Origin of the sequence: Actinopolyspora mortivallis (genome assembly GCF_003001495.1) — a bacterium.
GTDB classification, from domain to species: domain Bacteria; phylum Actinomycetota; class Actinomycetes; order Mycobacteriales; family Pseudonocardiaceae; genus Actinopolyspora; species Actinopolyspora mortivallis_A.
This window is the reverse complement of the sequence record NZ_PVSR01000009.1, coordinates 1-25,057: the sequence shown is the minus strand read 5'-3', so window position 1 is coordinate 25,057 and position 25,057 is coordinate 1. Positions and strand designations below refer to the sequence as shown.

Annotated in this window: 20 protein-coding genes, 1 tRNA gene and 1 riboswitch; of the genes, 12 read left to right on the top strand and 9 right to left on the bottom strand. The window is 69.6% G+C overall.

Translation table 11 applies throughout. From position 1 onward, the window contains the following. The first annotated feature begins 138 nt into the window (after positions 1-138). From CEP50_RS08330 to CEP50_RS08285, 10 genes are all read left to right on the top strand, one after another. Positions 139-1,155: a DUF4185 domain-containing protein gene (locus tag CEP50_RS08330; protein ID WP_106113361.1), complete on the top strand. Its 1,017-nt coding sequence runs from the start codon at positions 139-141 to the stop codon at positions 1,153-1,155. Positions 1,156-1,251: 96 nt separating this feature from the next. Beyond that, entirely contained in the window at positions 1,252-3,045 is a 1,794-nt protein-coding gene (gene metG, locus CEP50_RS08325; protein WP_106113360.1) for a methionine--tRNA ligase, read from the top strand. A 178-nt stretch (positions 3,046-3,223) separates the two neighbouring features. Beyond that, positions 3,224-4,069 (top strand): TatD family hydrolase, encoded by an 846-nt coding sequence (locus CEP50_RS08320; protein WP_106113359.1) that lies wholly within the window; start codon positions 3,224-3,226, stop codon positions 4,067-4,069. A gap of 828 nt (positions 4,070-4,897) precedes the next feature. Beyond that, entirely contained in the window at positions 4,898-6,388 is a 1,491-nt protein-coding gene (locus tag CEP50_RS20770; RefSeq protein WP_106113358.1) for a resuscitation-promoting factor, read from the top strand. A gap of 104 nt (positions 6,389-6,492) precedes the next feature. Further along, positions 6,493-7,377, top strand: coding sequence for a 16S rRNA (adenine(1518)-N(6)/adenine(1519)-N(6))-dimethyltransferase RsmA (gene rsmA, locus CEP50_RS08310; RefSeq protein ID WP_181188276.1), 885 nt, complete (start codon positions 6,493-6,495; stop codon positions 7,375-7,377). A gap of 236 nt (positions 7,378-7,613) precedes the next feature. After that, positions 7,614-7,703, top strand: a riboswitch (SAM riboswitch). A gap of 216 nt (positions 7,704-7,919) precedes the next feature. Then, a complete protein-coding gene (locus tag CEP50_RS08305) occupies positions 7,920-8,939 on the top strand; it encodes a methionine ABC transporter ATP-binding protein (protein WP_106113357.1) in 1,020 nt (339 codons plus the stop codon). Beyond that, positions 8,936-9,622: a methionine ABC transporter permease gene (locus CEP50_RS08300; protein ID WP_019853015.1), complete on the top strand. Its 687-nt coding sequence runs from the start codon at positions 8,936-8,938 to the stop codon at positions 9,620-9,622. Before CEP50_RS08305 ends, CEP50_RS08300 begins: the two co-directional genes overlap by 4 nt. Positions 9,623-9,757: 135 nt before the next feature. After that, the gene (locus CEP50_RS08295) at positions 9,758-10,570 is read left to right on the top strand and encodes a MetQ/NlpA family ABC transporter substrate-binding protein (protein WP_106113356.1); all 813 of its coding nucleotides are present in this window, start codon (positions 9,758-9,760) and stop codon (positions 10,568-10,570) included. 99 nt (positions 10,571-10,669) lie between these two features. Continuing rightward, positions 10,670-11,623 (top strand): 4-(cytidine 5'-diphospho)-2-C-methyl-D-erythritol kinase, encoded by a 954-nt coding sequence (locus tag CEP50_RS08290; RefSeq protein WP_106113420.1) that lies wholly within the window; start codon positions 10,670-10,672, stop codon positions 11,621-11,623. 79 nt (positions 11,624-11,702) lie between these two features. Beyond that, positions 11,703-13,490 carry an ABC-F family ATP-binding cassette domain-containing protein gene (locus tag CEP50_RS08285; protein WP_106113355.1) on the top strand — a complete coding sequence of 596 codons (1,788 nt, stop codon included), beginning with the start codon at positions 11,703-11,705 and terminating at the stop codon, positions 13,488-13,490. Positions 13,491-14,023: 533 nt separating this feature from the next. Here CEP50_RS08285 and CEP50_RS08275 read toward each other — a convergent pair. The 5 genes from CEP50_RS08275 to CEP50_RS08255 form a co-directional block, all read right to left on the bottom strand. Further along, on the bottom strand, positions 14,024-14,425 hold the full coding sequence (locus CEP50_RS08275; protein WP_106113353.1) for a PIN domain-containing protein: 402 nt from the start codon (positions 14,423-14,425) through the stop codon (positions 14,024-14,026). Further along, the gene (locus CEP50_RS08270; RefSeq protein ID WP_106113352.1) at positions 14,422-14,709 is read right to left on the bottom strand and encodes an AbrB/MazE/SpoVT family DNA-binding domain-containing protein; all 288 of its coding nucleotides are present in this window, start codon (positions 14,707-14,709) and stop codon (positions 14,422-14,424) included. The genes CEP50_RS08275 and CEP50_RS08270 overlap by 4 nt, the downstream gene beginning before the upstream one ends. Before the next feature lie 151 nt (positions 14,710-14,860). Then, a complete protein-coding gene (locus CEP50_RS20085; protein ID WP_181188275.1) occupies positions 14,861-15,388 on the bottom strand; it encodes a VanZ family protein in 528 nt (175 codons plus the stop codon). A gap of 435 nt (positions 15,389-15,823) precedes the next feature. Continuing rightward, a complete protein-coding gene (gene pth / locus CEP50_RS08260; RefSeq protein ID WP_106113350.1) occupies positions 15,824-16,414 on the bottom strand; it encodes an aminoacyl-tRNA hydrolase in 591 nt (196 codons plus the stop codon). A gap of 82 nt (positions 16,415-16,496) precedes the next feature. After that, the gene (locus tag CEP50_RS08255; protein ID WP_106113349.1) at positions 16,497-17,126 is read right to left on the bottom strand and encodes a 50S ribosomal protein L25/general stress protein Ctc; all 630 of its coding nucleotides are present in this window, start codon (positions 17,124-17,126) and stop codon (positions 16,497-16,499) included. A gap of 356 nt (positions 17,127-17,482) precedes the next feature. On the opposite strand from CEP50_RS08255, the gene CEP50_RS08250 reads away from it, so the two are divergent. Beyond that, positions 17,483-18,757: an Nramp family divalent metal transporter gene (locus tag CEP50_RS08250; RefSeq protein ID WP_106113348.1), complete on the top strand. Its 1,275-nt coding sequence runs from the start codon at positions 17,483-17,485 to the stop codon at positions 18,755-18,757. Positions 18,758-18,830: 73 nt separating this feature from the next. Here CEP50_RS08250 and CEP50_RS08245 read toward each other — a convergent pair whose 3' ends face one another. From CEP50_RS08245 to CEP50_RS08230, 4 genes are all read right to left on the bottom strand, one after another. Beyond that, positions 18,831-19,802, bottom strand: coding sequence for a ribose-phosphate diphosphokinase (locus CEP50_RS08245; protein ID WP_258175043.1), 972 nt, complete (start codon positions 19,800-19,802; stop codon positions 18,831-18,833). Between the two features lie 49 nt (positions 19,803-19,851). Beyond that, positions 19,852-21,351 carry a bifunctional UDP-N-acetylglucosamine diphosphorylase/glucosamine-1-phosphate N-acetyltransferase GlmU gene (gene glmU, locus CEP50_RS08240; protein WP_106113346.1) on the bottom strand — a complete coding sequence of 500 codons (1,500 nt, stop codon included), beginning with the start codon at positions 21,349-21,351 and terminating at the stop codon, positions 19,852-19,854. Positions 21,352-21,622: 271 nt separating this feature from the next. Then, the gene (locus CEP50_RS08235) at positions 21,623-23,356 is read right to left on the bottom strand and encodes a GGDEF domain-containing protein (RefSeq protein WP_106113345.1); all 1,734 of its coding nucleotides are present in this window, start codon (positions 23,354-23,356) and stop codon (positions 21,623-21,625) included. A 61-nt stretch (positions 23,357-23,417) separates the two neighbouring features. Then, positions 23,418-23,488: transfer RNA gene (locus CEP50_RS08230), tRNA-Gln, on the bottom strand. 469 nt (positions 23,489-23,957) lie between these two features. Between CEP50_RS08230 and CEP50_RS08225 the strand changes: the two genes are divergently transcribed. Then, positions 23,958-24,926, top strand: coding sequence for an acyl-CoA desaturase (locus CEP50_RS08225; protein WP_106113344.1), 969 nt, complete (start codon positions 23,958-23,960; stop codon positions 24,924-24,926). The last annotated feature ends 131 nt before the right edge of the window (positions 24,927-25,057 follow it).

The following is a 25,057-nucleotide window of genomic DNA, read 5'->3' as shown; positions in this document are numbered from 1 at the left end:
TCCCGTGTGTGCACTGGCGAGTGAGGTCCGATCTCGTGTAGTACCCACTCGACGTCGGTTCCTCCCCGGGACGGGGAGTTCCCACCCAGCGGGTCGCCGGTGCGGGCGACTCCACCCACCCCCGCGAGGTTCGGTCGCATGGTTCGGATCACCAGCGTCACCCGGCTGGCCAGAATCACCGGTGCGCACGCCGTGCGCGACACCGCGAGACGCTTCGGTGTCCACGCCACCGACCTGGGGATCCCGTGGCGCTCCGGCGACGGCGGGGTGCTCGTGGCCTTCGGCGACACCTACGGCGCCGGGTGGGGCGGGCACGGGCCAGGACCACCCGAGGCCGACTGGCGCTTCAACGTGCTGGCCCACGGCACCGACGCCGGTCTCGACTCCGGCCTCGTCCTCGACCGCTTCGTGGCGCGCCCCGACGGCACGGCCGCCCAGGTGATACCGCCCTGGCGTCCCTCCGAGGAACGCACGGTCATCCCCACCTCGGGGATCTCCGTGGGAGGACGGGAGTATCTGCACTACATGTCGGTCCGGCGGTGGGGGAAACCGGGGCGGTGGCGGACGTGGCACGCGGGGCTGGCCTGTTCCGACGACGGGGGACGCACCTGGAGCAAGCCGCGGGACGCGGTGTGGCCCAACCGGTGCGGCGGCCCGGTGAGCCGCCCGTGGCGGCGGCACACGCACCCCTTCCAGCTGGTGGCCTTCGCCGGGGTGCTCGACGGGTGGGTCTACCTGCTCGGCACCCCCAACGGGCGCTACGGGGACGGGCATCTGGCCCGGGCTCCGGTGGACGCGCTGCTGGAACCGCGTGCCTACCAGTACTGGAACGGTCGCTCCTTCGGGACCGAGGTCTGCGCCGCCGCTGCCGTGCTCGGCGGGCCGGTGGGTGAGCTGTCCGTGCGCTACAACAGCTTCTTCGGCCGCTGGCTGGCCACCCATCTGGACGAACGGCGGGCCGAGATCGTGCTGCGCACCGCCCCGAGCCTGATCGGGCCGTGGACGGACGGGCAGACCCTCGTCTCGGCGGAGGAGTACCCGGCGCTGTACGGCGGTTTCCAGCACCCGCACGGCTGCGACCGTCCGCGGATCCACTTCACCGTGAGCCACTGGTGGTCCTACAACGTCGACCTCTTCCGCGCCGAGCTGGCGTGACCTCGGTGGAAGCGGCTCCAGCCGGACGGGGTCCGGCAGGGGTTGCGAGGGAAACCCGTTCGAGGCCGCCGGGCCGGGGTACGTAGGCTGTGAACCATGAGTACCTCCGTGCTTACTGGCGTGGCGTGGCCCTACACCAACGGGCCGCGGCACATTGGTCACGTCTCCGGAATCGGTGTCCCCTCGGACGTCTTCTCGCGGTTCCACCGAATGTCCGGAAACAAGGTGCTCATGGTCTCCGGCAGCGACGAGCACGGGACGCCGATCCTGGTGCAGGCCGAGAAGGAGGGGGTCACCCCGCGCGAGCTGGTGGACAAGTACCACCGAGTGATCGCCGAGGACATGCGTGACCTCGGGGTCAGCTACGACCTCTACACCCGCACCACCACAGGCAACCACTACGAGGTGGTGCGGCAGATCTTCCTGGCGCTGTACCGCAACGGCTACATCGTCCCGAGGACCACCACGGGAGCGGTGAGCCCCTCGACGGGCCGGACGCTGCCGGATCGCTACATCGAGGGAACCTGTCCGATCTGCGGCTCCGACGGGGCCCGCGGCGACCAGTGCGACAACTGCGGCAACCAGCTCGACGCCGCCGAACTCCGCAACCCGGTGTCGAGGATCAACGGTGAGACGCCCCGGTTCGTGGAGACCGAGCACCTGTTCCTCGACCTGCCCGCCTTCACCGAGTCCCTGGGCAAGTGGCTGGCCACGCGGACCGACTGGCGTTCCAACGTACTGAACTTCACGCGCAACCTCGTCGAGGACATGCGTCCGCGCCCCATCACCCGGGACCTGGACTGGGGGGTTCCGGTGCCGCTCGACGGTTGGGACGAGCAGTCCATGAAGCGGCTCTACGTGTGGTTCGACGCGGTGATCGGGTACTTCTCGGCCAGTGTGGAGTGGGCCAGGCGCTCGGGGGACCCCGAGGCGTGGCGCGCCTGGTGGAACGACCCGGAGGCCCTGCGGGTGTACTTCATGGGCAAGGACAACATCACGTTCCACGCCCAGATCTGGCCCGCGCTGTTGATGGGGCACAACGGTGCGGGGGACCGGGGAGGCACGCCCGGCCCCTACGGGGAGCTGAACCTGCCCACCGAGATCGCCTCCAGCGAGTTCCTCACCATGACCGGGTCCAAGTTCTCCACCTCGCGGGGGACGGTGATCTACGTCCGCGACTTCGTGCGCGAGTTCGGTCCCGACGCGCTGCGCTACTTCATCTCGGCGGCGGGTCCCGAGACCCACGACGTCGACTTCACCTGGGACGAGTTCGTGCGCAGGATCAACTTCGAGCTCGTCAACGAGTGGGGCAACCTGGTCAACCGGGCCGTGTCCTTGGCGGCCAAGAACGTGGGGGCGGTTCCCGAGCCCCGCGCCCCCGAGGCCGTGGACGAGGAGCTGAAGTCCACGGCGCGGCAGGCCTTCGACGTGGTCGGCGGTCACCTGCGTGCCTCGCGGTTCCGCGCCGCCACGCAGGAGGCGATGCGGGTGGTCTCGGCGGCCAACAAGTACCTGTCCGAGCAGGAGCCGTGGAAGCGCAAGGACGACCCCGAGCGGCGGGACACCATCCTGCACACCGCGCTGCAGGTGGTCTCGGACGCCAACACGCTGCTCACGCCGTTCCTGCCGCACTCCTCCCAGCGGGTGTACGAGCTGCTCGGCGGCAGCGGTGTCTGGGCCGCCCAGCCCCGGCTGGAGGACGTGGACGATCTGGACGTCGCCGACCGGCGTTACCCGATCCTGACGGGTGACTACACCGAGGAGCTGGCGAGCTGGGAGTCCAGGCCGATCGGGGTGGGGACTCCCCTGAGCAAACCGACTCCGTTGTTCGGCAAGCTCGATCCCGAGCTGGCCGAGACCGGCCCGGAGTGGGCTCCGATCCGGCACTGAGGTCGTTCGCCGCCCGCCGGGTGGGGGTTTCCGCACGCACCCGGCGGGGTGGCGACCCGAGGACGAACGGCGCCACGGCCGGAGAATCGAGGGAAACCGCCCCGAAGTTTCACCTGATCGTGTGAGTCGGCGCCGGGGCTCGCCCTCGGCGGCGTGGAGTGTCTGCGAGGGAACCGACGTGAGCAAAGAGGACAAACGAACTCCGCCCCCGGCGCCGGAGCCGCTGCCCGCTCCGGCGGTCGACGCGCACACGCATCTCGACGCCTGCGGGGCACGGGAGGCCGAGCAGGTCCGGGCCATGGTGGACCGTGCCGAGGCCGCCGGTGTCGGCCGGGTGGTGACGGTGGCCGACGACCTCGACTCGGCCCGCTGGACCGTCGAGGCCGCCGGGTGGGACGAGCGGGTTCACGCCGCCGTGGCGCTGCACCCCACCCGGGCGAAGGACTTCGGGGAGCACGAGCGCGCGACGCTGCGCGAGCTCGCCCACGCCCCCGGGGCGGTGGCGGTGGGCGAGACCGGACTGGACTACTACTGGGACTTCTCCCCGCCGGAACCGCAGCAGGAGGCCTTCCGCTGGCACATCGCGCTGGCCAAGGAGGTCGGCAAGCCGCTGATGATCCACGACCGGGACGCCCACGAGGACATCGTGCGCATCCTCGACGAGGAGGGGCCGCCGGAGACGGTGGTCTTCCACTGCTTCTCCGGCGACGCCGAGTTCGCCCGGCGGTGCGTGGACGCGGGCTACGTGCTCTCCTTCGCGGGAACGGCCACCTTCCGCAACGCCAACGCCCGGGGGCTGCGGGAGGCGGCCGCGATGGTTCCGGCCGAGCAGATGTTGGTGGAGACGGACGCCCCGTTCCTCACCCCCCATCCCTTCCGCGGCAAGCCCAACGAGCCGTACTGCGTGAACTACACCGTTCGTGACCTCGCGGAGCTGCGCGGGGAGGACGTCGCGGAACTGGCAGTGGCGACCACTCGCACGGCCGAGCGAGTTTTCGGGCTCGATCCGGCGGGAGTTCGCTGAGCACTACGACCGGGGTGGCTCGGTGCGAGTCGGGCGGCGGTGTGTTCCCCGCACACGCGCGGGGACGGGGCCGGGCCAGTTTTAGGCAAAATCGGGACACGTGCGCCCGGCACACGTCCGGGAACGGCTACTACGGCGGGTTGCCGTTCCCGCCCGGTACCTGGCGGGCCCTCCGCGACGCCGAGGGCGGCTAGGGCGGCTGCGGTGCCTGGCCGCCCCGCGCCCGCAGCCCGGGGCTTCCCCGCCCGTCGGTGCTCGCCGCACGGTGCCGTGGTCCCCGGCGGTGTTCCGCCGGGCCGAGACCGAGTCCCACCGTCCAGCGGACACGCCGGGGAGGTGGGACCCGCGAGGGCGCGGAAAGTGTTATGCGGCGGACGAATTCGGTCACGTGCGGTGTCGAGATCTGCGCGTAATGGGGTCGGAAACTCTCGTCGGGAGCGCGTTTTACTCGTTCGAGTGAGTTTTTCGGACACCGAGTGCGCAGGAGTGTCCGTTTTCGGGACGGTAACCCGAATCACACCGATTTCGTGATCCTTGGCAGGGCGCAGATCATCACGCTAGAGTCTCGAACTCGTAAACCAATGACGACGGTCATGGGTTACGCCCGCAGTCTTCGCCGGTGTACGTCGGGGTGGTCGGCCGGGTGTCCGGGCCCGCAAGGGGCGCGGACACGACGGTCGATCAGGGCGGCGCTGGCTACGGGAGTCGGATACGGACACGAAGCACGAAGGTTGTACGTGGCCTGTCGTGCGCCGGTGACACCCTACGTGGTGTTCCCGCGCGCCCGAGGGGGAACACGTCTTCCGGCCTTCGGGAGGTAACGACCCTGTGAACGAAAGCGACTATTTCGGTCGGAGCACGTCGAACGACCGGTACTCCCACGACGGGGGGCATTCGCTCGACCGGACCGACTGGTTCGCCCCCGATGTCGCACCCGAAGCACACACCTCGGTGGGCGTGCTGGAACGCCCCGAGGAGGAACGGGCCGACTCGCCCTATCCGGCTCAGGACCACCCGAGCTTCCCGCCGGGGGCGCTCGCCATCACCCCGGAGGACGTCTACGAGATCCTCGGGTCCGACGCCGACGACCTCATGGCCGACGCCGGTCTCGACGTCGACGAGCTGATCCGGCTGCTCAACGCCGAGACCACGGTCATGCCCCCGCTGCCGCTCTCCGGTGACGGACCGCAGGACCCGGCCTCACCCGAGTTCGCCGAGGCCATCGGCACCTGGAAGCGCCGTTTCCTCAAGAGCGCGGTGGCCGCCGTGGTGCTCTCGGTCAGCGGCGCCGGCGGTGCCGCCGCCGCGATGGACAAGTCCGTCACCGTCGAGGTCGACGGGAACGAACGCCAGGTGAGCACCTACGAGTCGACCGTGGGTGAGGTCCTCGAGGACGAGGGCATCGAGGTCGACCGCCACGACGCGTTGAGCCCCTCGCTCGACTCGAAGGTCTCGCACGGCGACACCATCACCCTCGACCGGGGCCGCAAGATCGAGCTCACCGTCGACGGCGAGACCCGGGAGGAATGGGTCCGCTCGGTGACCGTCGGCCAGGCACTGCGCCAGCTCGGCGTGCCCACCGACGGCTCCTGGGTGTCGGCGAAGCGCACCGTGCCGGTCCCCGAGGAGGGCATGAACCTGGAGGTGAAGACCTCCAAGGACGTGACCCTGGTGGACGGTGGCAAGGAACCGAAGCGGTTGACCACCACCGCGGTGACCGTCGAGGAACTGCTGCGCGCCCAGGGCATCACGGTCGACGGGAACGACAACGTCACCCCCGGCGGGGACAAGAGGATCACCGACGGGGCCGAGGTGCGGATCGACCGCACCGACACCACCACGATCAACGTCCGCGAGCAGATCGAGCCGCCGGTCGAGAAGATCGTGGACGACTCGATGCTGCAGGGCGAGCGCAGGGTCGAGCAGCAGGGCAGCCCCGGCGAGAAGATCGTTTTCTTCCGCGTGACCAAGCACAACGGGGAAGAGGTCAAGCGCGAGGCCATCGACGAGCGGGTCGTTCAGGAGGCCGAGCCCAGGGTCGTCCGGGTCGGCGGCAAGAAGCCGCCGAACAGCGGGGTCTGGGACAAGCTCGCCCAGTGCGAGTCCGGTGGTAACTGGTCGATCAACACCGGCAACGGCTACTACGGCGGCCTGCAGTTCAACAAGTCGACCTGGGACGCCTACGGCGGCAGCCAGTACGCCGCCTACCCGCACCAGGCGAGCCGGCAGCAGCAGATCGCCATCGCCACCAAGGTGCGCGACGCCCGGGGCGGTTACGGTGCCTGGCCCGCCTGCGCGTCGAGTCTCGGCCTGCTCTGAGCGGAACCCGGCGGGGTCGTGGCCGTCCTTCCGGCGGCCACCGACCCGGCGAGTCGCCCGTGGCCGCCTCCGCCCCTCGTCGCGGCCCTGCTAGTTTCGTCGGCGTGGAAGGGCAGTCCGCTGCGGCGCGTCTGCTCGGCCCCGCCGAGGTGCGCGGACTGGCCGAGCAGCTCGCACTGCGTCCCACCAAGAAGCTGGGCCAGAACTTCGTGCACGATCCCAACACGGTGCGGCGGATCGTGGACTCCTCCGGGGTCGGCCCCGAGGACGTGGTGCTGGAGGTCGGGCCGGGAATCGGTTCGCTGACCCTGGGGCTGCTGTCGGTGGCCGGCTCCGTCACGGCGGTGGAGGTCGATCCGACGCTGGCCGAGCGGCTGCCCCGCACGGTGCGGGAGCACGCCCCGGAGCTGGCCGACCGGCTGCGCGTGGTGTGCGCCGACGCGCTGCGGTTGAGCGCCGGGGAGGCGGGCACCGGTGAGCGGGCCCCCACCGCCCTGGTGGCCAACCTGCCCTACAACGTGGCGGTGCCGGTGGTGCTGCACCTGCTGGCCGAGCTGCCGACGCTGCGGCACGGTCTGGTGATGGTGCAGGCCGAGGTCGCCGAGCGGATGGCCGCGGCACCGGGTGGTCGCAGTTATGGCGCGCCGAGCGCCAAGTCGGCGTGGTTCGCCTCCGTGCGGCGGGCCGGTGCGGTCTCGCGCAACGTCTTCTGGCCCGTGCCCAACGTGGACTCGGGGCTGGTGGCGTTCCGCCGGCACGACCCTCCGGCGGACTTGCCGCGCGAGCGGGTGTTCTCCGTGGTGGACGCGGCCTTCGCGCAACGGCGCAAGACGCTGCGTTCCGCGCTGGCGGGCTGGGCCGGTTCCTCGGAACGGGCCGAGCGGCTGTTGCGGGCGGCCGGGGTGGATCCGGGCGCCCGGGGGGAGCGGTTGTCCATCGCGGACTTCGCGGCGGTGGCCGCGGCCGCCGAGCGGGACCGCCCGGAGTGACCGGGGAGGCGGGCCGGAGTTCGTGCCGCCTCGGTGCGCGGGTGGGGGTTTCCCGCGCTGCCGCCTCTCCCGATGGCTCATTCCTTCGAGTGGCGTGAGGCGCTGCCCTCGAAACTTTTCGTGACATCCACGATGTCAATTCATTCCGCAGTGTGAGTGACTCATGCTACAAAGAGCGGAAAGTGACTGACATCAACTTGCGTGTTTCCGCTTTCGTGAGTTCTACTCTCATGCGGAGTCCATCCCGAGCGGCCGAGAGATCTGGCTCGACGACGCCGCAGCAACCACCCGGAACGGGCAGGTGCTACAGCCAGGAACGATGGAGTTGATTTGTCTCTGAGTTCCACCGCAACCGCGAGGGCGCTGCCCGTGGCTACCCGCCTCGGCCTGACGGAGCGCCGTGTCGTCGATCTCGGGCGGCGGACCACGACCGCCTGTCGACACCACGTCTGAGTCCCGTACCGGCCCTTGGTTCCCTCCCAAACCGGCCACGTGCGACGAAGCACGTCTGAGGCCGGGGTGAGCTGAAGCGGAGTTCGATCGTGATCACAGTCGAAAACCTGAGCAAGTCCTTCACCCAGAACGGCAGTCGTGTCACCGCGCTCGACAACGTGAGTCTCGAAGTCCCGGACGGCGCCGTCTGCGGCGTGGTCGGCACCAGCGGTGCCGGCAAGTCCACGCTGGCGCGCTGCATCTCCCTGCTGGAGAAGCCGGACAGCGGGGCGATCCGGGTGGACGGCACGGACCTGGTCGGGCTGGACGGCAGCAAGCTGCGTGCCGCCCGGCGCCGGATCGGGGTGGTGCCGCAGGGTGACTCGCTGCTGCGGCAGCGCACCGCGGCGGGCAACGTGGCGCTCCCGCTGGAGTCCGCCAAGGTCCCGGCCGCGCAGCGGCGCAGCCGGGTTGCCGAACTGCTCGACCTGGTCGGGCTCAGCGACAAGGCCTCGGTCTACCCCGACCACCTGTCCGGCGGGCAGCGCCAGCGGGTGGCGGTCGCGCGCGCCCTGGCCGCCAAGCCCTCGGTGCTGCTGGCCGACGAGCCGACCTCCGCGCTGGACCCGGCCACGACGGACTCGGTGCTCACCGTGCTGGACCGGGCCCGCTCCGAGCTGGGGGTGACCGTGCTGGTGGTCACCCACGACATGGCCGTGGTGCGCCGCATCGCCGACGACGTGGCGGTGCTGGAGCAGGGAAGCGTGGTCGAGCACGGCAAGGTCCTGGACCTGGTCTCCGAACCCGGCAGCCGTATCAGCTCCACCCTGCTTCCCGAGACGGACCAGGCGGAGCTGGTCCGCCCGAACGACCGGAGTCACGACGTGGTCGCCGAGGTCGTGCTGGTCGGTTTCGCCGCGGTGGGGGCCCTCCTTCCGGAGGCGTCGAGCCGCTTCGGAGTGGAACTGTCGATCCTCGGCGGTGGACTGACGCGGCTCGGGGACACACCGGTCGCCAAGTTCCGTGTCGGCCTGTCCGGTGAACGTTCCGAGTCCGCGCTTAAGTGGATGATCGAGCGCGACGCGCACGTGCGCCGCGCTCCCGTGAGCGTTGATGGAGTTGCCGCGTGAGTGAAGTGACCCCCTGGTCGGAGGTCCTGGAACTGGCACGTCCCGCGACGGTCCAGACCATCTACATGGTGCTGGTCTCGACGCTGATCGGTGTGGTGGGAGGGTTGCCGCTGGGTGTGTGGCTGCACATGACCTCACCGGTGGGGCTCAGCCCCAGGCCCGTGCTGCACCGGATCATCAGCGCCGTGGTGGACGTGGTCCGTTCGATCCCGTTCGTGGTGCTGCTGGTGGTGGTCGCCTCGTTCACCCGGATCCTGGTGGGCAAGGCCATCGGCAGCACCGCCACGATCGTGCCGCTGGCCATCGCGGCCATCCCGTTCTTCGCGCGGCTGGCCGCGAACGCGCTGCGCGAGGTCAACTCCACGGTGGTGGAAGCAGCGGTCACCACCGGAGCGAGCAAGATGCGGATCGTGCGGACAGTGCTGCTCAGCGAGGCGCGGGCGGCGCTGGTCGGTGCGGTCGGCGTGACCATGCTCGCCCTGATCGGTTACGCCGCCATGGCCGGTGCCATCGGCGGGGGCGGGCTGGGCTCCATGGCCATCCAGAACGGCTACTACGCCTACGACGACCGGGTGCTGTACTCGGCCGTGGTGCTGCTGGGCGTGCTGGCCTGGGGGATGCAGCTGCTCACCGACTGGGTGACCAAGCTGGTCGACCGGCGCCGCGCCCTGGCCAACGTCTGAGCCGCGAGGTCCTCGCGGAGCACGTGAGCCGTTTCGACCTTCCGACGCCGGATCCGGCCGTCCCCGACACGGTGCGGGTCCGCACAACGGTGCGCACACCGTGCCACCCCGACATGATCCCGAAGGGACGACACGATGCGAACCAGAAGAGTTCTCGCCGCCCTGACCGCCGTCTGCGGCCTGGCCCTGGCCGGCTGCTCGGGCGGCACGGAAGCCCAGGAGGACCCCAACGCGCCGATCAAGGTGGGTGTGACTCCCCAGCCGCACGGCGAGATCCTGGAGTACGTCAAGAACAACCTCGCCGAGGACGAGGGTGTCAAGATCGAGATCCAGGAGTTCAGCGACTACAACCGGCCCAACGGGGCGGTGGCCAACGGCTCGCTGGACGCCAACTACTACCAGCACAAGCCGTTCCTGAACGAGTACAAGTCCGAGCGCGGCGGTGACCTGCACTGGATCGCCCCGGTGCACCTGGAGCCGTTGGGGATCTACTCGGACAAGCACGACTCCCTGGACCAGCTCCCCGAGGGAGCGACCGTCTCGATCCCGAACGACCCCTCCAACCGGGGAAGGGCGCTGAAGCTGCTGGAGGCCCAGGACCTCGTCACGCTGGAGGAGGGCGCCGGCCAGGAGGCCGAGGTGCGCGACATCGCCGAGAACCCGAAGAAGCTGGAGATCAGGACGCTCAAGGCGGCTCAGCTTCCGCGCACCCTGGGTGACGTGCAGGCGGCCGTGGTCAACGGCAACTACGCCCTCAAGGCCGATCTCGACGACCCGTTGGCCCTGGAGTCCACCGAGGACAACCCCTATGTCAACGGAGTGGTGACCAACTCGGAGATGCGGGACGACCCCCGTGTCGAGAAGCTCGTGGAGATGTTGCAGTCCCAGCAGGTGAAGGACTTCATCAAGCGCGAGTACGGCGGCAAGGCGGTCATCCCCGCCAGCTGACCTGGAAGGATCCCGGCGGGCCCGGACGGTGGACGACTCGCGTGCGAGCTGGGGCACCACGGCGCCGTGTCGGCACGTACCCTGGTGGGTGTGCTGTCCGTGGTACCTACCCCGATCACCGTCCGGGTTCCGGCCAAGCTGAATCTGCACCTGTCGGTCGGCGACAGCCGCTCGGACGGCTACCACGAGTTGGTGACCGTTTTCCAGGCGCTGTCGCTGGTCGACGAGATCACGATACGGACCGCCGAGGAGCCCGGCCTCGACGTGCGAGGGGAAGGCGCGGAGGTCACCCCCACCGGCGTGGACAACCTGGCCTGGCGGGCGGTCACCGAACTCGCGCGCCACTGCGGTCGTGACCCCGAGAACCCTGGTGTGCGGGTGTCGCTCAACAAGGGGATTCCCGTGGCCGGTGGGATGGGCGGAGGCAGCGCCGACGCCGCGGCCACGCTGCTCGCGCTGAACTCGCTGTGGCGGCTGGAGATGGGGCGCGAGGAACTCGCCGAGGTGGCCGGGCGGCTCGGCAGCGACGTGCCGTTCGCCCTGCAGGGCGGCACCGCCCTGGGCACCGGCCGGGGGGAACGCCTGGTTCCGGTGCTGGCGCGGCACACCTACCACTGGGTGATCGCCATGAACGAGGAGGGGCTGCGCACCCCGGACGTCTACGGCGAGCTCGACCGGCTGCGACAGACCTCCTCCAACCGGGTGGGGGACGTGGAGCCGGTGCTGGAGGCGCTGGCCTCCGGCGACCCGCGCGAGCTGGCGCTGCTGCTGGGCAACGACCTCCAGGCGGCCGCGGTGTCGCTGCGTCCGGTGCTCCGGCGCACCCTGCGTGCGGGGGTGGACGCCGGGGCCCTGGCCGGTATCGTCTCCGGATCCGGCCCGACCTGCGCGTTCCTGTGCACCGACGAGGAGGCGGCCGTGCGCGTGGCCGCCGAGCTCTCCGGGGCCGGGGTGTGCCGGACAGTACGTGTGGCCCAGGGGCCGGTGCCGGGGGCCAGACTGGTCGGCGACGACAAGGCCGACCGGCCCACCCCGCCACAGGTGCACGCCTGAGACGGGAGTTCTCCCGCCGGGCAGCCACTGCCGCACGGCTACATCCGCCGCGTCGCGAACGGAAGAGACTCAACCTTCGATGTCCAACCTGATCAATCTGGAGTCGGTCGAGAAGAGCTATGGTGTCCGGCCGCTGCTGGACGGCGTCTCGCTCGGCGTCACCGAAACCGACCGCATCGGCGTCGTCGGTCTCAACGGTGGGGGCAAGACGACCCTGCTCGAAGTGCTCAGCGGCATCGAGGAACCGGACGCGGGCCGGGTCAGTCAGGCCCGTGACCTGCGCAGCGCGGTGGTCACCCAGCGCACCGAGCTGCCGGAGCACGCCACGGTGCGCAACGCGGTGCTCGATCCGCAGGGCTTCGACGCCGACTACGAGTGGGCGGCCGACCCGAGGGTGCGCTCGGTGCTCAACGGCCTCGGTATCACCGGGCTCGGCCTGCAGACCCGGGTGGCCGAGATGTCCGGTGGGGAGCGCCGCCGGGTGGCGCTGGCCGCGGCCCTGGTGAGCGAACTGGACCTGCTGGTGCTGGACGAGCCGACCAACCACCTGGATGTGGAAGGGGTGCGTTGGCTGGCCGACCACCTGCTGGCGCGGCGCTGCGCCCTGGTGATCGTCACCCACGACCGGTGGTTCCTGGACACGGTCTGCAACCGCACCTGGGAGGTCGTCGACGGCCGGGTCGAGCAGTACGAGGGCGGCTACGCCGACTGGGTCTACGCCCGCGCCGAGCGGGCGAGGCTGGCCCAGCAGGCCGAGGAGAAGCGCCGGAACCTGGCCCGCAAGGAGCTGGCCTGGTTGCAGCGCGGCGCCAAGGCCCGCACCTCCAAACCCAAGTTCCGGGTGGAGGCGGCCGAGGCGCTGATCTCGGACGTCCCCGAGCCGAGGGACACGGTGGAGCTGGTCTCCTTCGCGAAGCGGAGGCTGGGCAAGACCGTGGTCGAGTTGGAGAACGTGGATCTCGCGGTGGACGGCCGCAAGCTGCTCAACGACGTCACCTGGCGTCTCGGCCCCGGTGACCGGATCGGTGTGGTCGGGGTGAACGGGTCGGGCAAGACCACCCTGCTGCGGTTGCTGGCGGGGGAGCGCGAGCCGGACGCGGGTCGCCGGATCGAGGGCAAGACCGTGCGGCTGGCCCATCTGACCCAGGAGCTGCACGACCTGCCCGGGCGCTGGCGCGTGCTGGAGGCGATCGAGGACGTGGCCACCCACGTCCAACTCGGCAAGTACGAGCTCAGCGCCTCGCAGCTGGCCGAGCGGTTCGGTTTCGGCAAGGGCAGGCAGTGGACCCGGGTCGAGGACCTCTCCGGCGGGGAGCGACGCAGGCTGCAACTGGCCCGGTTGCTCATGGACGAACCCAACGTGCTCGTGCTGGACGAGCCCACCAACGATCTCGACATCGACACGTTGCAGCAGTTGGAGGACCTGCTGGACGGCTGGGCCGGAACGCTGGTGGTGGTCTCGCACGACCGCTACCTGGTCGAGCGGGTCTGCGACCAGGTGGTGGCCCTGTTCGGGGACGGCACCATCACCCACCTGCCCGGCGGCATCGACGAGTACCTGCGGCGCAGGCAGTCGTTGCTGGAGTCCACCGAGCAGAACGTCGGCAAGCAGAGTCGGCAGGAGAACACACCCAAGAGCCAGGGCCTGTCCGGGGCGGAGGAGCGGGCCGCCCGCAAGGAGCTGGCCCGGTTGGAACGCCAGCTGGACAAGCTCTCCGACCGGGAGCAGCAGCTGCACACCCGGTTGGCCGAGGCCGCCACCGAGCCGGAACGGCTCCAGGACCTCAACGTCCAGCTGCAGCAGGTGCGGGAGCAGAAGGACGAGATCGAGAGCAGGTGGATGGAGGTCGCCGAGACCCTGGAGTGACCCGACACCCGGGGATCGCGGGTGGGAACCCGAGCTCCTGGTGCGGTCCTGAGCGCAGTACGGGAGCTCTCTTCCTCCGGCAGGAGAGTTCTCGTGCGATACCGGTGTGCTGATTCCTGCCGTCGTTGTGTGGAAACAAGAGACTGGTTATGAGTGCTTCGGGTTTATCCACGACAGGAGAACTACGGGTCGAATGGACATGGGACACGTATGCCAATGCCGCCTCGTTCCACTTCGGAAGGACGCGTTCCGAGCAGGTGAGAACTTTTGAGGTGTGCGACCGGGACGGGAATACCGTTGTTCTTCTCGACTTCTCGGAAAGTGGCGAGATCGTGAGCATGGAGCTTCTGGACGCGGAAAACCAGATCCCGAGTTCCTGTCGCGAGTAGAGCTTCGGTGGTGCCAACGACGAACAGCGTCCTACTCTGGGGGAAGTCGGTGCGAACAACCCAGGGTTGTTGGTGCGGTGGCGAGTGAGGACAGACACCAGATCACCACCACCGCACTACCGTGCCACTTCGTCGCACGCGCCTTCAGTCGCGGATGAGCTCGATCCGGAGTGTGTCACCGTCGAGAGGTAGGCCGTCGACGGATCTCCAGGCTCGGTCGGCGGTGGCTGCGGGCAGCTCGAGGCGACGGGCCACGGCCAGGCACGCGCGGTCTCCCAGTGAGAGCCCCGCTGAGCGGGTGTGCGGCCACAGCTCTGCCGCGAGCTGGGCGTCGGTGTCGGTGAAAGGTTCGACGGTGATGCCCAGCACTCGTAGGCGCGCGAGGGTGCGGGAGGCGTCGACGCCGTGTTGCAGGAGTTTTTGGGCCAGTTCGCTCCAATTCGGGGTGGCCATAACGGCGGTGGCCAGCAGGGGATCAACGGCGGCGGCACCGTCCTCCTCGCGCAGCCAGGCCAGTACTGCCGAGGTGTCCAGCACGGTGCTCACGAGCCCTCCTCGGCGTCGTCGCGGGCGGACTCGGCGCGGCGGTCGGCGATCAGCTCGTCGACCGCCGACCCCTCGCCGGTCCAGGCTTCTGCCACGTCGCGGCGGATCCGCTCGGCCAGGTGGGCTCGTGTCTCGATGACCACCCGGCCGTCTTCTTCGTATACGGCCAACGGGGTACCGGGCTCCACGCCGGTGGCCCGGCGCAACGACGACGGGATCGTCACTCGGCCCTGCCCGTTGGCGTAGATCACGCCACAGGTCTGATCGCCAGCTGTTTGTGTCATTTTTCAATTATATCAGACACGCTTTGCATGGATAAGTCACGTGTTCTTCAGTGGGCTTGATCGCCGTATGCTTGTCTCAGTGGCTTTCCGTTGCCTCGCGCTCACTCCTCGGCGGTTTCTCGGGGCAGATGGGCAGGGGAGGGATGCGGGGTCATCGGGTGGGCGCGCGTGTGCGGCCCGAGAGGTGAACACCGCCGCGCACCAGGAAACCGAGCACGATACCCAGCAGTCCTCCGGTGAGGTTGTCGAAGACGTCCTGGAGGGTGCAGCTCCGTCCCAGGGCGGGAACGAGCATGTGGGTCGTTTCGATGAGCACGGGTGCGGCGAGAACCGGAAACAGCGCGATCCACCACCTCCGAAAGGCCAGCGCCGCGAAGAACCCGAACGGGGCGAGCATGACCGAGTTGGCGAACTGCTCGGTGACGGCGGGAAAGTCGGTTATCCCGGTGTCCAGCCGTGGGGAGAGCCCGCAGAACACCGAACCGCTGTTCGCTCCGGAAGGTGACAGGGTGACGGCGAGAACCGGGGAAAGGGCCACCGAGGCCCCGTACAACGGGGTTCCGAATCCGATTCCGCGGCGAACCAGAACGTGACTCAGCAGGAGGAGAACGACGAGGGAAACCGCGAACACCGCTGTCGCCCAGGGGGTGACGAGCGAGTGCACCAAGATCGACGTCATGTCGTGACCGTACGGCACGAGCAGGTCGGGTTTCCCCGTTTTCCCGTCGAGGACGGTGACGAGGGAGGGGAGACCTCTCCTGGCGCCCGAAGACGGGCGCCGTCCGGGTCCCGGCCCGGACAGGGACTCCGTGTCGACGACAGATCGATGATGGTGGTCCGCGCCGGTGCTACCGGCGCTTCTCTCCCCCATGGTCACCGATCCGTCAGCGGAATCAGGTCGGGGCGACCACACCCCGGCCGCGCCGACGACAGCACGGCGGAACACACGACGGGTCCGCACCACGATTTCTCCTGGCTTTCGGGGCCGCGCGGTGCTGCTGACAGGCGAGACCTCGACGAGGGCGTGATGCTCCCGCAAACAGTGGTCCGCCATCGGGAACCACCGCCACTCGATCCGGAGACCGGCGACTACACGTCGGAACGGGGAACGCCGTCAGTGGAACTCGTTCTGCGCGGCCTCCAGGCCCTTCGTCGTCAGCGTCCGCACCGCGTCCGCGCAGTGGTCGACGAAGTAGCCGAGTTCGGCGCGCTCGGCCTTGGAGAAGTCCCGCAGCACGTAGTCGGCCGGATCCATGCGCCCCGGCGGCCGGTCGACGCCGAACCGCACCCGCAGGTAGTCGCGGGTGCCGAGCGACCTGCTGATCGAACGCAGGCCGTTGTGCCCGTTCTCGCCGCCGCCGCGTTTGAGCCGCACCCGGCCGTAGGGCAGGTCGAGCTCGTCGTGGATCACGATCACCGACTCCGGGGGGACCTTGTAGAACCGGGCTGCCGCGGCCACCGGCCCCCCGGAGAGGTTCATCAGCGACCGGGACTTCGCCACCGCCACCCGAACGCCGTCGAGCCTGCCCTCGGCGATGTCGGCCCCGGACTTGTGCCGTTTGAAGCCGCTGCCGATGCGGTCGGCCAGCTCGTCGGCGACCAGGAAACCGATGTTGTGCCGGTTGCCCGCGTAACGCGGCCCCGGGTTGCCCAGCCCGAAGACAAGGGCGAGCCGACCGGCGTCGTTGTCGTCCGGCGGGGTCACGAGCCCTCCCTGACGTGGTGGCCGGGGGCCGTGCGCCTGCCGCACGGCCACCCGGCACGGCTTCTCCCGGTTCCTCCGGTGGTCACTCGTTGGCGGTCTCGCCCTCGGAGGCCTCCTCGACGACACCCGCGCCGCTGGTGTCGATCTCGGACTCCATGTCGGCCTCCGTGGGGGACTCGGAGACGTTGGCCACCAGCACGTCCTCACCGCTCTGCAGGGTGGCCCCGGAGGGCAGCGGCACGTCCGGGGCGTGGAACTGGGTTCCGGCCTCGGCGTCCTGGACCGAGATCTCCAGGTGCTCCGGGATGTGCATGGTCTCGGCCTCGATCTGGATCTCGTTGGCGTCCTGCGAGACCAGGGTTCCCGGGGCGGCGTTTCCGGTGACCACGACCGGCACGCTGACGGAGACCTTCCCGCCGCGCTTGACCGGCATCATGTCCACGTGCTCGATGTAGTTCTTGGTCGGGTGGGTGGTGATCTCCTTGCACAGCGCGAGCTCGTTCTTGTCACCCGCGATGTCGAGGGTCAGCACCGCGTTGCGGCCGTTCTCCCTGATCACCCTGGCGAACTCCACCGTGGGCAGGGTCAGGTACTTCGGCTCGATGCCGTGCCCGTGCAGGACGGCGGGGACCCTGCCGGCGCGCCGGGTCCGGCGCGCGGCACCCTTGCCGAACTCGGTGCGCTGTTCCACTGCGAGGCGTATCTCGGCCACGGTTACGTACTCCTTGGCTTCGGCTGAGTGTGTCAGTCGCTGGCCTGCGGCGGCGCGACGCGCGACTGGTCTGCTGGAACGGGGCGTCGAGCGCACACCGGAGTCCGAACCGGGGTCGATGCACCGGCCTGTCGCCGGTGACCACCAGCCGCCACGCCGATAACGCCGGGAGTGACCCGGCCTCGCCGAGGCAACCATGCCATTGTAGGTTCCCCCCTTCGGCCCTGGTTGGGCGGCCTCCCGGAGGAGTTCCACCGTCAGGGGCGGGCCCCGGCGACACGCGCCGCGCCCCGACACGCGCGCCGTGCGCGGCCGAATGCCTTCCCCACCCGTTCGGTGGATATTACGTTACCGGCATGAGTGCGGAGACCACGGAGAGAGATCCCGCGAACACGGGATGGGGCAGCCGGTTACGACGAGTCGGGCCCGGAATCATGGCCGCCGCCACCGGAGTGGGGGCCGGGGATCTGGTCGCCACACTGGTGGCCGGGTCCCGCTTCGGCTACACCCTGTTCTGGGCGATCGTGCTCGGCACGGTCTTCAAACTCGGACTGGGGGAGGCCGTGGGGCGGTGGCACCTCGGGTCGAAACGGACGATGATGGCCGGATGGCGTTCCCTCGGCCGCTGGACGATGTGGTTCTTCGGCGGTTACGTCGTGGTCTGGGGGTTCGTCTACGGGGCGACGGCCATGTCCGCCACCGGTCTGCCGCTGAACGCGCTCTTTCCCGGCATCTCCGTGCGCTACTGGGGGATGTTCTGCGGAGTGGTCGGACTGGCCCTGGTGTGGTTCGGTCGCTACCGGGCGCTGGAACGCCTCATGACCGTGCTCGTCGGGGTCATGTTCGTCACCGTGGTGGGCACGGCCGTGCTGGTGGCCCCCGACCTGACCGCCCTGGCCGGAGGGGCGGTGCCGCGGCTGCCCGACGGCTCCCTGATCTACGTGCTCGGCCTGATCGGCGGAGTGGGCGGAACCATCACCATGGCCGCCTACGGCTACTGGACCCTGGCGAAGGGGTGGCGCGGCCCCGGCTGGATCCCCTTCATGCGCACCGACAACGCGGTCGGCTACCTCACCACGGGTGTGTTCGTGGTGGCCATGCTGATCGTCGGTTCGGAGCTGTTGCTCGGGCAGGGGATCACCGAGGGCGACCGCGGTCTGCTCGAACTGGGCGGACGGCTGGCCGCCGAGTACGGACAGTGGGCGCGGCTGCCGTTCCTGATCGGCTTCCTCGCCGTCACCTTCACCTCGCTGCTGGGGGTGTGGAACGGGGTGAGCCTGATGTTCGCCGACTGGTGGCGCACGTGGCGGACGGAGCCGCCCACGACCTCCGGCGGGGAGCACGGGAACGGTCTGCTGCGCAGCGCCGCCTACCGGGGGTACGTGCTGTGGCTGACGGTGCCGCCGATGAGCCTGTTGTTCTTCGACCGGCCGTTCCAGCTGACGATCCTCTACGGGGTGCTCGGGGCGCTGTTCATGCCGTTCCTGGCGGGAACACTGCTGTTCCTGCTGAACTCGCGGCGCATGCCCGAGGCGTACCGCTCCGGTTGGCTGTCCAACGTGGTGCTGAGCCTGTGCCTGGTGCTGTTCGCGGTGCTGGCCGTGCACCGACTGCTCGGCTACCTGACCTAGGAGTTCCGGGCGGTGCCGCCCTCGGGGGCGGTTCCGCGCGGAACCGCCCCCGAGCCGGGACGTACTCGCGGCGTCACGCCTGGCCGTTGAACAGGCCGGTCACCGAACCGTCCTCGAACACCTGGTGCACAGCCTTGGCGATCAGCGGCGCGATCGAGAGCACGGTGAGCTTCTCGAAACGCTTCTCCTCCGGAATGGGCAGCGTGTTGGTCAGCACCACCTGCTTGGCGCCGCTGTTGGACAGCCGCTCCACGGCCGGACCGGACAGCACACCGTGCGTGGCGGCGATGATCACGTCCTTGGCACCCGCCTGCAGGAGCTGCTCGGTGGCCTTGACGATGGTGCCGCCGGTGTCGATCATGTCGTCCACCAGCACGCACAGCCGGTTCTCCACGTCACCGACCACGCGGTTGGCCACGACCTCGTTGGGCTTGCTGGGGTCGCGCGTCTTGTGGATGAAGGCGAGCGGGGTGCCGCCGAGGTTGTCCGCCCACTTCTCGGCGACCCGGACCCGGCCGGAGTCCGGGGAGACGACCGTGATCCGCTCCTCGGAGTAGGTCTCCTTGATGTAGTCGGACAGCACGGTCTGGGCGAGCAGGTGGTCGACCGGCCCGTCGAAGAAACCCTGGATCTGGTCGGTGTGCAGGTCGACGGTGAGGATGCGGTCGGCGCCGGCCGTCTTGAACAGGTCGGCCATCAGCCGGGCCGAGATGGGCTCGCGACCCTTGTGCTTCTTGTCCTGGCGCGCGTAGGCGTAGAACGGCATGACCACGGTGATGCGCTTGGCGCTGCCCCGCTTCAGGGCGTCCACCATGACCAGCTGCTCCATCACCGCCTCGTTGATCGGGTCGCTGTGCGACTGGATCACGAAGGCGTCACACCCGCGCACCGACTCGTCGTAGCGGACGAAGATCTCGCCGTTGGCGAACTCGTAGGCGGCCTGCGGCGTGACGTTGACGTCCAGGTACTTGGCGACCTCCTCGGCCAGTTCCGGGTGGCTGCGTCCCGAGAAGAGCTTGAGACTCTTCTTCGGCGTCGCAGACATGGCACTCACGGTCATCGTCCCCTCCCGTTGACGCTGCAAGACTCGGCTGTCACTCGTCGGTTTCGGCGGACTGGTCACGGTCGGCCAGCGCACGCCGGGCGGCCTCGTCGGCGGCGGTGCCGGGACGCTTCTCGGCGACCCAGCCCTCGATGTTGCGTTGCCTCCCTCGGGCCACCGCCATCGCACCGGGGGGAACGTCCTCGGTGATGACCGATCCGGCCGCGGTGTAGGCACCGTCCTCGACCCGCACGGGAGCCACGAACATGTTGTCGGCACCGGTCCGCGCGTGGGAACCGATCACCGTGTGGTGCTTGGCCACCCCGTCGTAGTTGACGAAGACCGTGGCGGCCCCGATGTTGCTGTGCTCCCCGATCGTGGCGTCCCCGACGTAGCTCAGGTGTGGGACCTTACTTCCCGCTCCGATCTCGGCGTTCTTCGCCTCGACGAAGGTGCCCACCTTGCCCTCGGCACCCACCCGGGTGCCGGAGCGAAGATAGGCGAACGGTCCCACGGAGGCGTGAGGGGCCACCTCGGCGTTCTCCCCGTGGGTGCGTACCACCCGGGCACCGGTGGCCACCACGCAGTCGGTCAGCGTGGTGTCCGGACCCACCTGAGCTCCTTCGGCCACGCTGGTGTGGCCGCGCAGCTGGACGTTCGGTTCGAGCACCACGTCCCGGCCGAGGGTGACTCCGCCGTCCACCCACACGCTGGAGGGATCGGTCACGGTGACACCCTCGCGCATCCAGTGCCGCAGCAGCCTGCGGTTGTACTCCGCGGCCACCGAGGCCAGCTGCACCCGGTCGTTGACCCCCTCGACGAGCCAGTTGTCCGCGCACACCAGCGCCCCGGTGCCGCGACCGCGCTGCCGAGCGATTTCGATCACATCCGTGAGATACAGCTCACCCTGGGAGTTGTCCGTGGACAGCAGCCGCAACGCCTCGGTGAGGAACTCCGCGTCGAAGGCGTAGACCCCGGAGTTGATTTCGGGGACGGCGGCCTGTTCCGGGGTGGCGTCCTTCTGCTCCACGATGGCGGTGACCTCGCCCTCGTGGTCGCGCAGGATGCGCCCGTAGCCGTGCGGGTCCTCGACCACGGCGGTGAGCACGGTGACCGCGTCCCCACGGCGGCGGTGCTCGCGCAGCAGGCTCCCCAGGGTCTCGGCGTCCAGCAGCGGAATGTCCCCGTAGGTGACCAGCACGGTCCCCCGCGGTCTCCGCTGTTCCGTCGCGCACCGGACCGCGTGCCCGGTGCCGAGCTGCTCGTGCTGCACCACGGGGGTGATCTCGCGGTCGAGTTCGGAACGCAGTCGTGTGAGATGTTCACCGACGGCCTGTCCGCCGTGCCCGATCACCACGCTCAACTCGTCGGGTGCGACACCCGCCGCGGCGCGAACCGCGTGTTCGAGCAGTGGTCTGCCCGCGATCCGGTGCAGCACCTTCGGGGTCGCGGATTTCATGCGAGTGCCTTCGCCCGCGGCCAACACGAGCACACTCACCGGGTCGGAGGACATGCCGTCCGAAGGCGGCTGGGCAGTGACGCCCTCGAGCATCGATGCTCTCCCTCGGAGTCCAGCGGTTTCGACGTCGACACACCGTACCCGTCCGTAGACGGTGCCGGATTCCACGGAAACCGACCCGTGCGGTCACGGGAGGAACGATGCGCCTGTGACGTCCAATCGGGTGAAGGGTAACCGTCCGGACGCCGTAGCGGACCGCTGCCCCGGCTCGTACGAACGTCCCGGTGCGCCTGCGGGGAACATGTTACCCCTCGTGTGCGGCGTGTGCCCGCAGAAGACCGGCCCTGTTCGTCCCCGACGGCACTCAGGTCGCCTCCGGCGGGATCCACAGGGGCTGTTCGGAGGAGATCTCCTGGGTGGAGTCCGTGGAGACCGCGACCACCCGGTTGCCCCCGAGCCGCTTGGCGCGGTACATGGCCATGTCCGCCCGCGCCAGCACCTCGCTGGCGTCCTCGTGGGGCTGCATCGCCACCACGCCGATGGACAGCGTCACCCCCCGGGACAGGGAGGAGGGCAGTTCGGCTACGGCGTGCACGGTGCGTTCCAGCGCGCTCTCCGAGGCCTGCAACGGAACCCCGGGCAGCAGCACCACGAACTCGTCACCGCCGTAGCGGGAGACCAGGTCGTCGGCCCGCAGGGTGTCGCTGAGCGTGCGGGCGATCACCCGCAGCACCTCGTCGCCCTCGGCGTGGGAACGCTGGTCGTTGACCTCCTTGAACCCGTCCAGGTCCACCAGGGCGACCGAGAGCGGCTGGGCCTCGGGTTCCTGCAGCAGGCTCTCCAGCTTCGCGTCCAACGCTCTGCGGTTGGGCAGCCCGGTGAGCGGGTCGTGCATGGCCTGGCGCGTGATCGCGTGGTGCTGCCGGTTCAGCCGCTGACGGTCCAACCGGGCCTTCAGCGTGGTGCTGCGGGAGGCCCGCATGTTCCACAGCTCCGTCTCCAGCTCCCGGGAGTACTCCCGCAGCGCGGGGGCGGCCTCCTCCGGAGGCAGTTCGGAGTGCAGGGCGTACTCACGCACCAGCGAGATGCGCAGCCCCGGTTCGGAGACGTCCTCGGCGATCGCGTCCCTGGCTTCGAGCAGCACCTCGGTGGACTTGTCCGCGGCACCCGCCGCGCGGTGGCAGCGGGACAGCGCGATGGCGAGCACGATCCGCTCGCGGGTGGGCATGTCCCGCTCGGTCTCCGAGATCTCCGCGAGGCGCGCGACGTGCTCGGCGTCCGGATGCGCCAGGGCGGAGGCGGCCGCGAGCACGGGAAGCCGGTCGGCCTCCTGCATCCCCGGGATGCGGGGGAACAGCGACTCCTGGGAGCGGCCGTCCATGGAGAGCGCGATCTGGGAGGCGGTGCCGAAACGCGCGTGCGCCTCCTCCTGCTTGCCGATCCGTTCCAGCCGCAGTCCCCAGCCGAGCAACATCCGGCAGCGGTTGATCAGGTGCGTGGCGATCTCGTACGGGCCGCCGCTTTCCCGGATGCGGTGGTGGGCGCGGGCCATGACCTCGTCGGCCATGTCGTAGATCCCGAGCTGGGTGAGGACCCGACCGATGTCGATCAGCGCGGTGGCCAGCAGGCGTTCCCAGGAGCGCCGGCCGAGGGTCGCGTCCGGGACCAGGTCGTCGTCGAGGATGACCAGCGCCTCGGCCGCCTGGTTGAGCGCGTTGTCCTCGTTGCCGTCGATCAGGGCCAGTCGTCCCCGCAGGGCGTGGGCGTCGGCACGCAGCACGTCGAGCCGGTGTCGGCGGGTGTGGGTGAGCAGCTCGTCGAGCAGCGGAACGGCCTGCTCGGCCATTCCCGGGGCGCACAGCCGCAGCATCGAACCGCAGCACAGCAGCTGCCCGACCATCCTGGGATTCCCCCGACGTCGGGCCTCGCTCAACAGTTCGTCGGCTTCGCGGAGGGCGGCCCGTCGCCCCTGGAGATCGCTGTGCTGACCGACGACCTGCAACTCGCGGGCGCGTCCCATCACCCACGCGTCGGAGACCTCGCCGAGCGAAGCAGCCGCTCCCTCCCGCGCGTCAACCACGTCGTCGCGCAGCGGCACACACCCCCTGCCGGAGCCGACCCGTCCGGTCGGCGCGTGTTGTCAACCGGGGTGCCGGTCGCTCCGCCGCCAGGATTCGAACCTGGACTATCGGAACCAAAATCCGAGGTGCTGCCTTTACACTACGGCGGATCGCACGACACGACATCGCACTGTCCGCACCACACCACGGGGTGCGGTCTCGACTCCGCAGCTTACCGACCACGCGGCGTGCTGGCGACGTCCGGCCGCTCGCTGTCGCGTCCGAGGTCATGATGTCATGCCCCCTCCCGGCGTCGACATCCGGATGGAGCCTGTGGCGCACGACAGTGGTGAGAGGTCCTCTCACCAGTGGTTTCCTCACGTGGCCGGTGGGCCACGGCGGGGTCCCGTGCGGTTCGCCGATCGACTGGCCGTGAGGTGTCGGTGCTGCCAGGGTTGGGTACGACGAAGGAACGCGGGAAACCTACGCCGCCGTAGGTTACGCTGCCGTAGGCTGAAAGGGGCATTCCGGTCGGTCCGGACCGGAAGGTGGGCGTACCGGGATGCCAGGCGGTGAGTGGACCGCTTTCGAACAGCCACTACGAAAACCCCCTTTCCAGAAGTCAGTAGAGGTAACCAGATGACCGCACCGACCGAGAGCGCGGCCGCTGAGGAGCGGCCCCGCCGCCAGGCCCCGAAAGCCCTGACGGCGGGACGCCGTCCCCACGTCGCTCAGGCCCTGGTCTACGTGTTCGTCATAGTCCCGTTGATCGCGTTGGTAGCCGCCGTTCCCGCCGCCTGGGGGTGGGGACTGGGACCGGTGGACGTCTCGCTGGCCGTCTTCTTCTACGTGGTCAGCGGACTGGGGGTCACCGTCGGCTTCCACCGTCTGTTCACACACAGGTCGTTCAAGACCAACCGGACCGTGCAGGTGCTGCTGGCCGTATCCGGCATGAGCGCCGTGCAGGGACCGGTGATCAACTGGGTGGCCGACCACCGCAGGCACCACGCCTACTCGGACCGCGAGGGCGACCCGCACTCGCCCTGGCGTTTCGGCAGCTCGGCGGCCGCCCTCGCCAAGGGGTTCTGGCACGCCCACATGGGTTGGCTGTTCCAGCGGGACATGACCAACGCCGACCGCTTCGCTCCCGACCTGCTCAAGGACCGGGTGCTCTCCCGCGTCAACAGGCTCTTCCCGGTGTGGACGCTGGCCAGTTTCGTGGTGCCCGCGCTGCTGGGCGGGCTGATCACCTGGTCCTGGTGGGGAGCGCTCACCGCGTTCTTCTGGGCCGGGCTCGTCCGGGTCTCCGTGCTGCACCACGTCACCTGGTCGGTGAACTCGATCTGCCACATGATCGGTGAGCGCCCGTTCAAGAGCCGGGACCGGGCGGCCAACTTCTGGCCGCTGGCGATCGTGTCCTTCGGCGAGTCCTGGCACAACTCCCACCACGCGGATCCGACCTGCGCCCGGCACGGGGTGCTCAGGGGCCAGTTGGACATCTCGGCCCGGATGATCTGGGTGCTGGAGAAGCTGGGTTGGGCCTGGAAGGTGCGCTGGCCCAGCGAGAAACGGCTCAGCAGGATCTCGGCGACCGAGCAGGGGCACTGACCGGCTCCGACCGGTTCCGCCCCCGAGCGGGCCGGCCGGGCTCCGCCGAACGGCCCCGGGCCGGGCCCACGGGCCCGGCCCCTTCCCGGGGATGTGGGGGTCCCGGGAAGGGGGGCGGAACGGGACGCGTG

Coding starts and splice junctions, on each gene's coding strand:
- CEP50_RS08330 (WP_106113361.1), top strand. CDS start 139: ATGGTTCGGATCACCAGCGTCACCCGGCTGGCCAGAATCACCGGTGCG.
- metG (WP_106113360.1), top strand. CDS start 1,252: ATGAGTACCTCCGTGCTTACTGGCGTGGCGTGGCCCTACACCAACGGG.
- CEP50_RS08295 (WP_106113356.1), top strand. CDS start 9,758: ATGCGAACCAGAAGAGTTCTCGCCGCCCTGACCGCCGTCTGCGGCCTG.
- CEP50_RS08285 (WP_106113355.1), top strand. CDS start 11,703: ATGTCCAACCTGATCAATCTGGAGTCGGTCGAGAAGAGCTATGGTGTC.
- CEP50_RS08270 (WP_106113352.1), bottom strand. CDS start 14,709: ATGACACAAACAGCTGGCGATCAGACCTGTGGCGTGATCTACGCCAAC.
- CEP50_RS20085 (WP_181188275.1), bottom strand. CDS start 15,388: ATGACGTCGATCTTGGTGCACTCGCTCGTCACCCCCTGGGCGACAGCG.
- CEP50_RS08250 (WP_106113348.1), top strand. CDS start 17,483: ATGAGTGCGGAGACCACGGAGAGAGATCCCGCGAACACGGGATGGGGC.
- CEP50_RS08245 (WP_258175043.1), bottom strand. CDS start 19,802: ATGTCTGCGACGCCGAAGAAGAGTCTCAAGCTCTTCTCGGGACGCAGC.
- glmU (WP_106113346.1), bottom strand. CDS start 21,351: ATGCTCGAGGGCGTCACTGCCCAGCCGCCTTCGGACGGCATGTCCTCC.
- CEP50_RS08225 (WP_106113344.1), top strand. CDS start 23,958: ATGACCGCACCGACCGAGAGCGCGGCCGCTGAGGAGCGGCCCCGCCGC.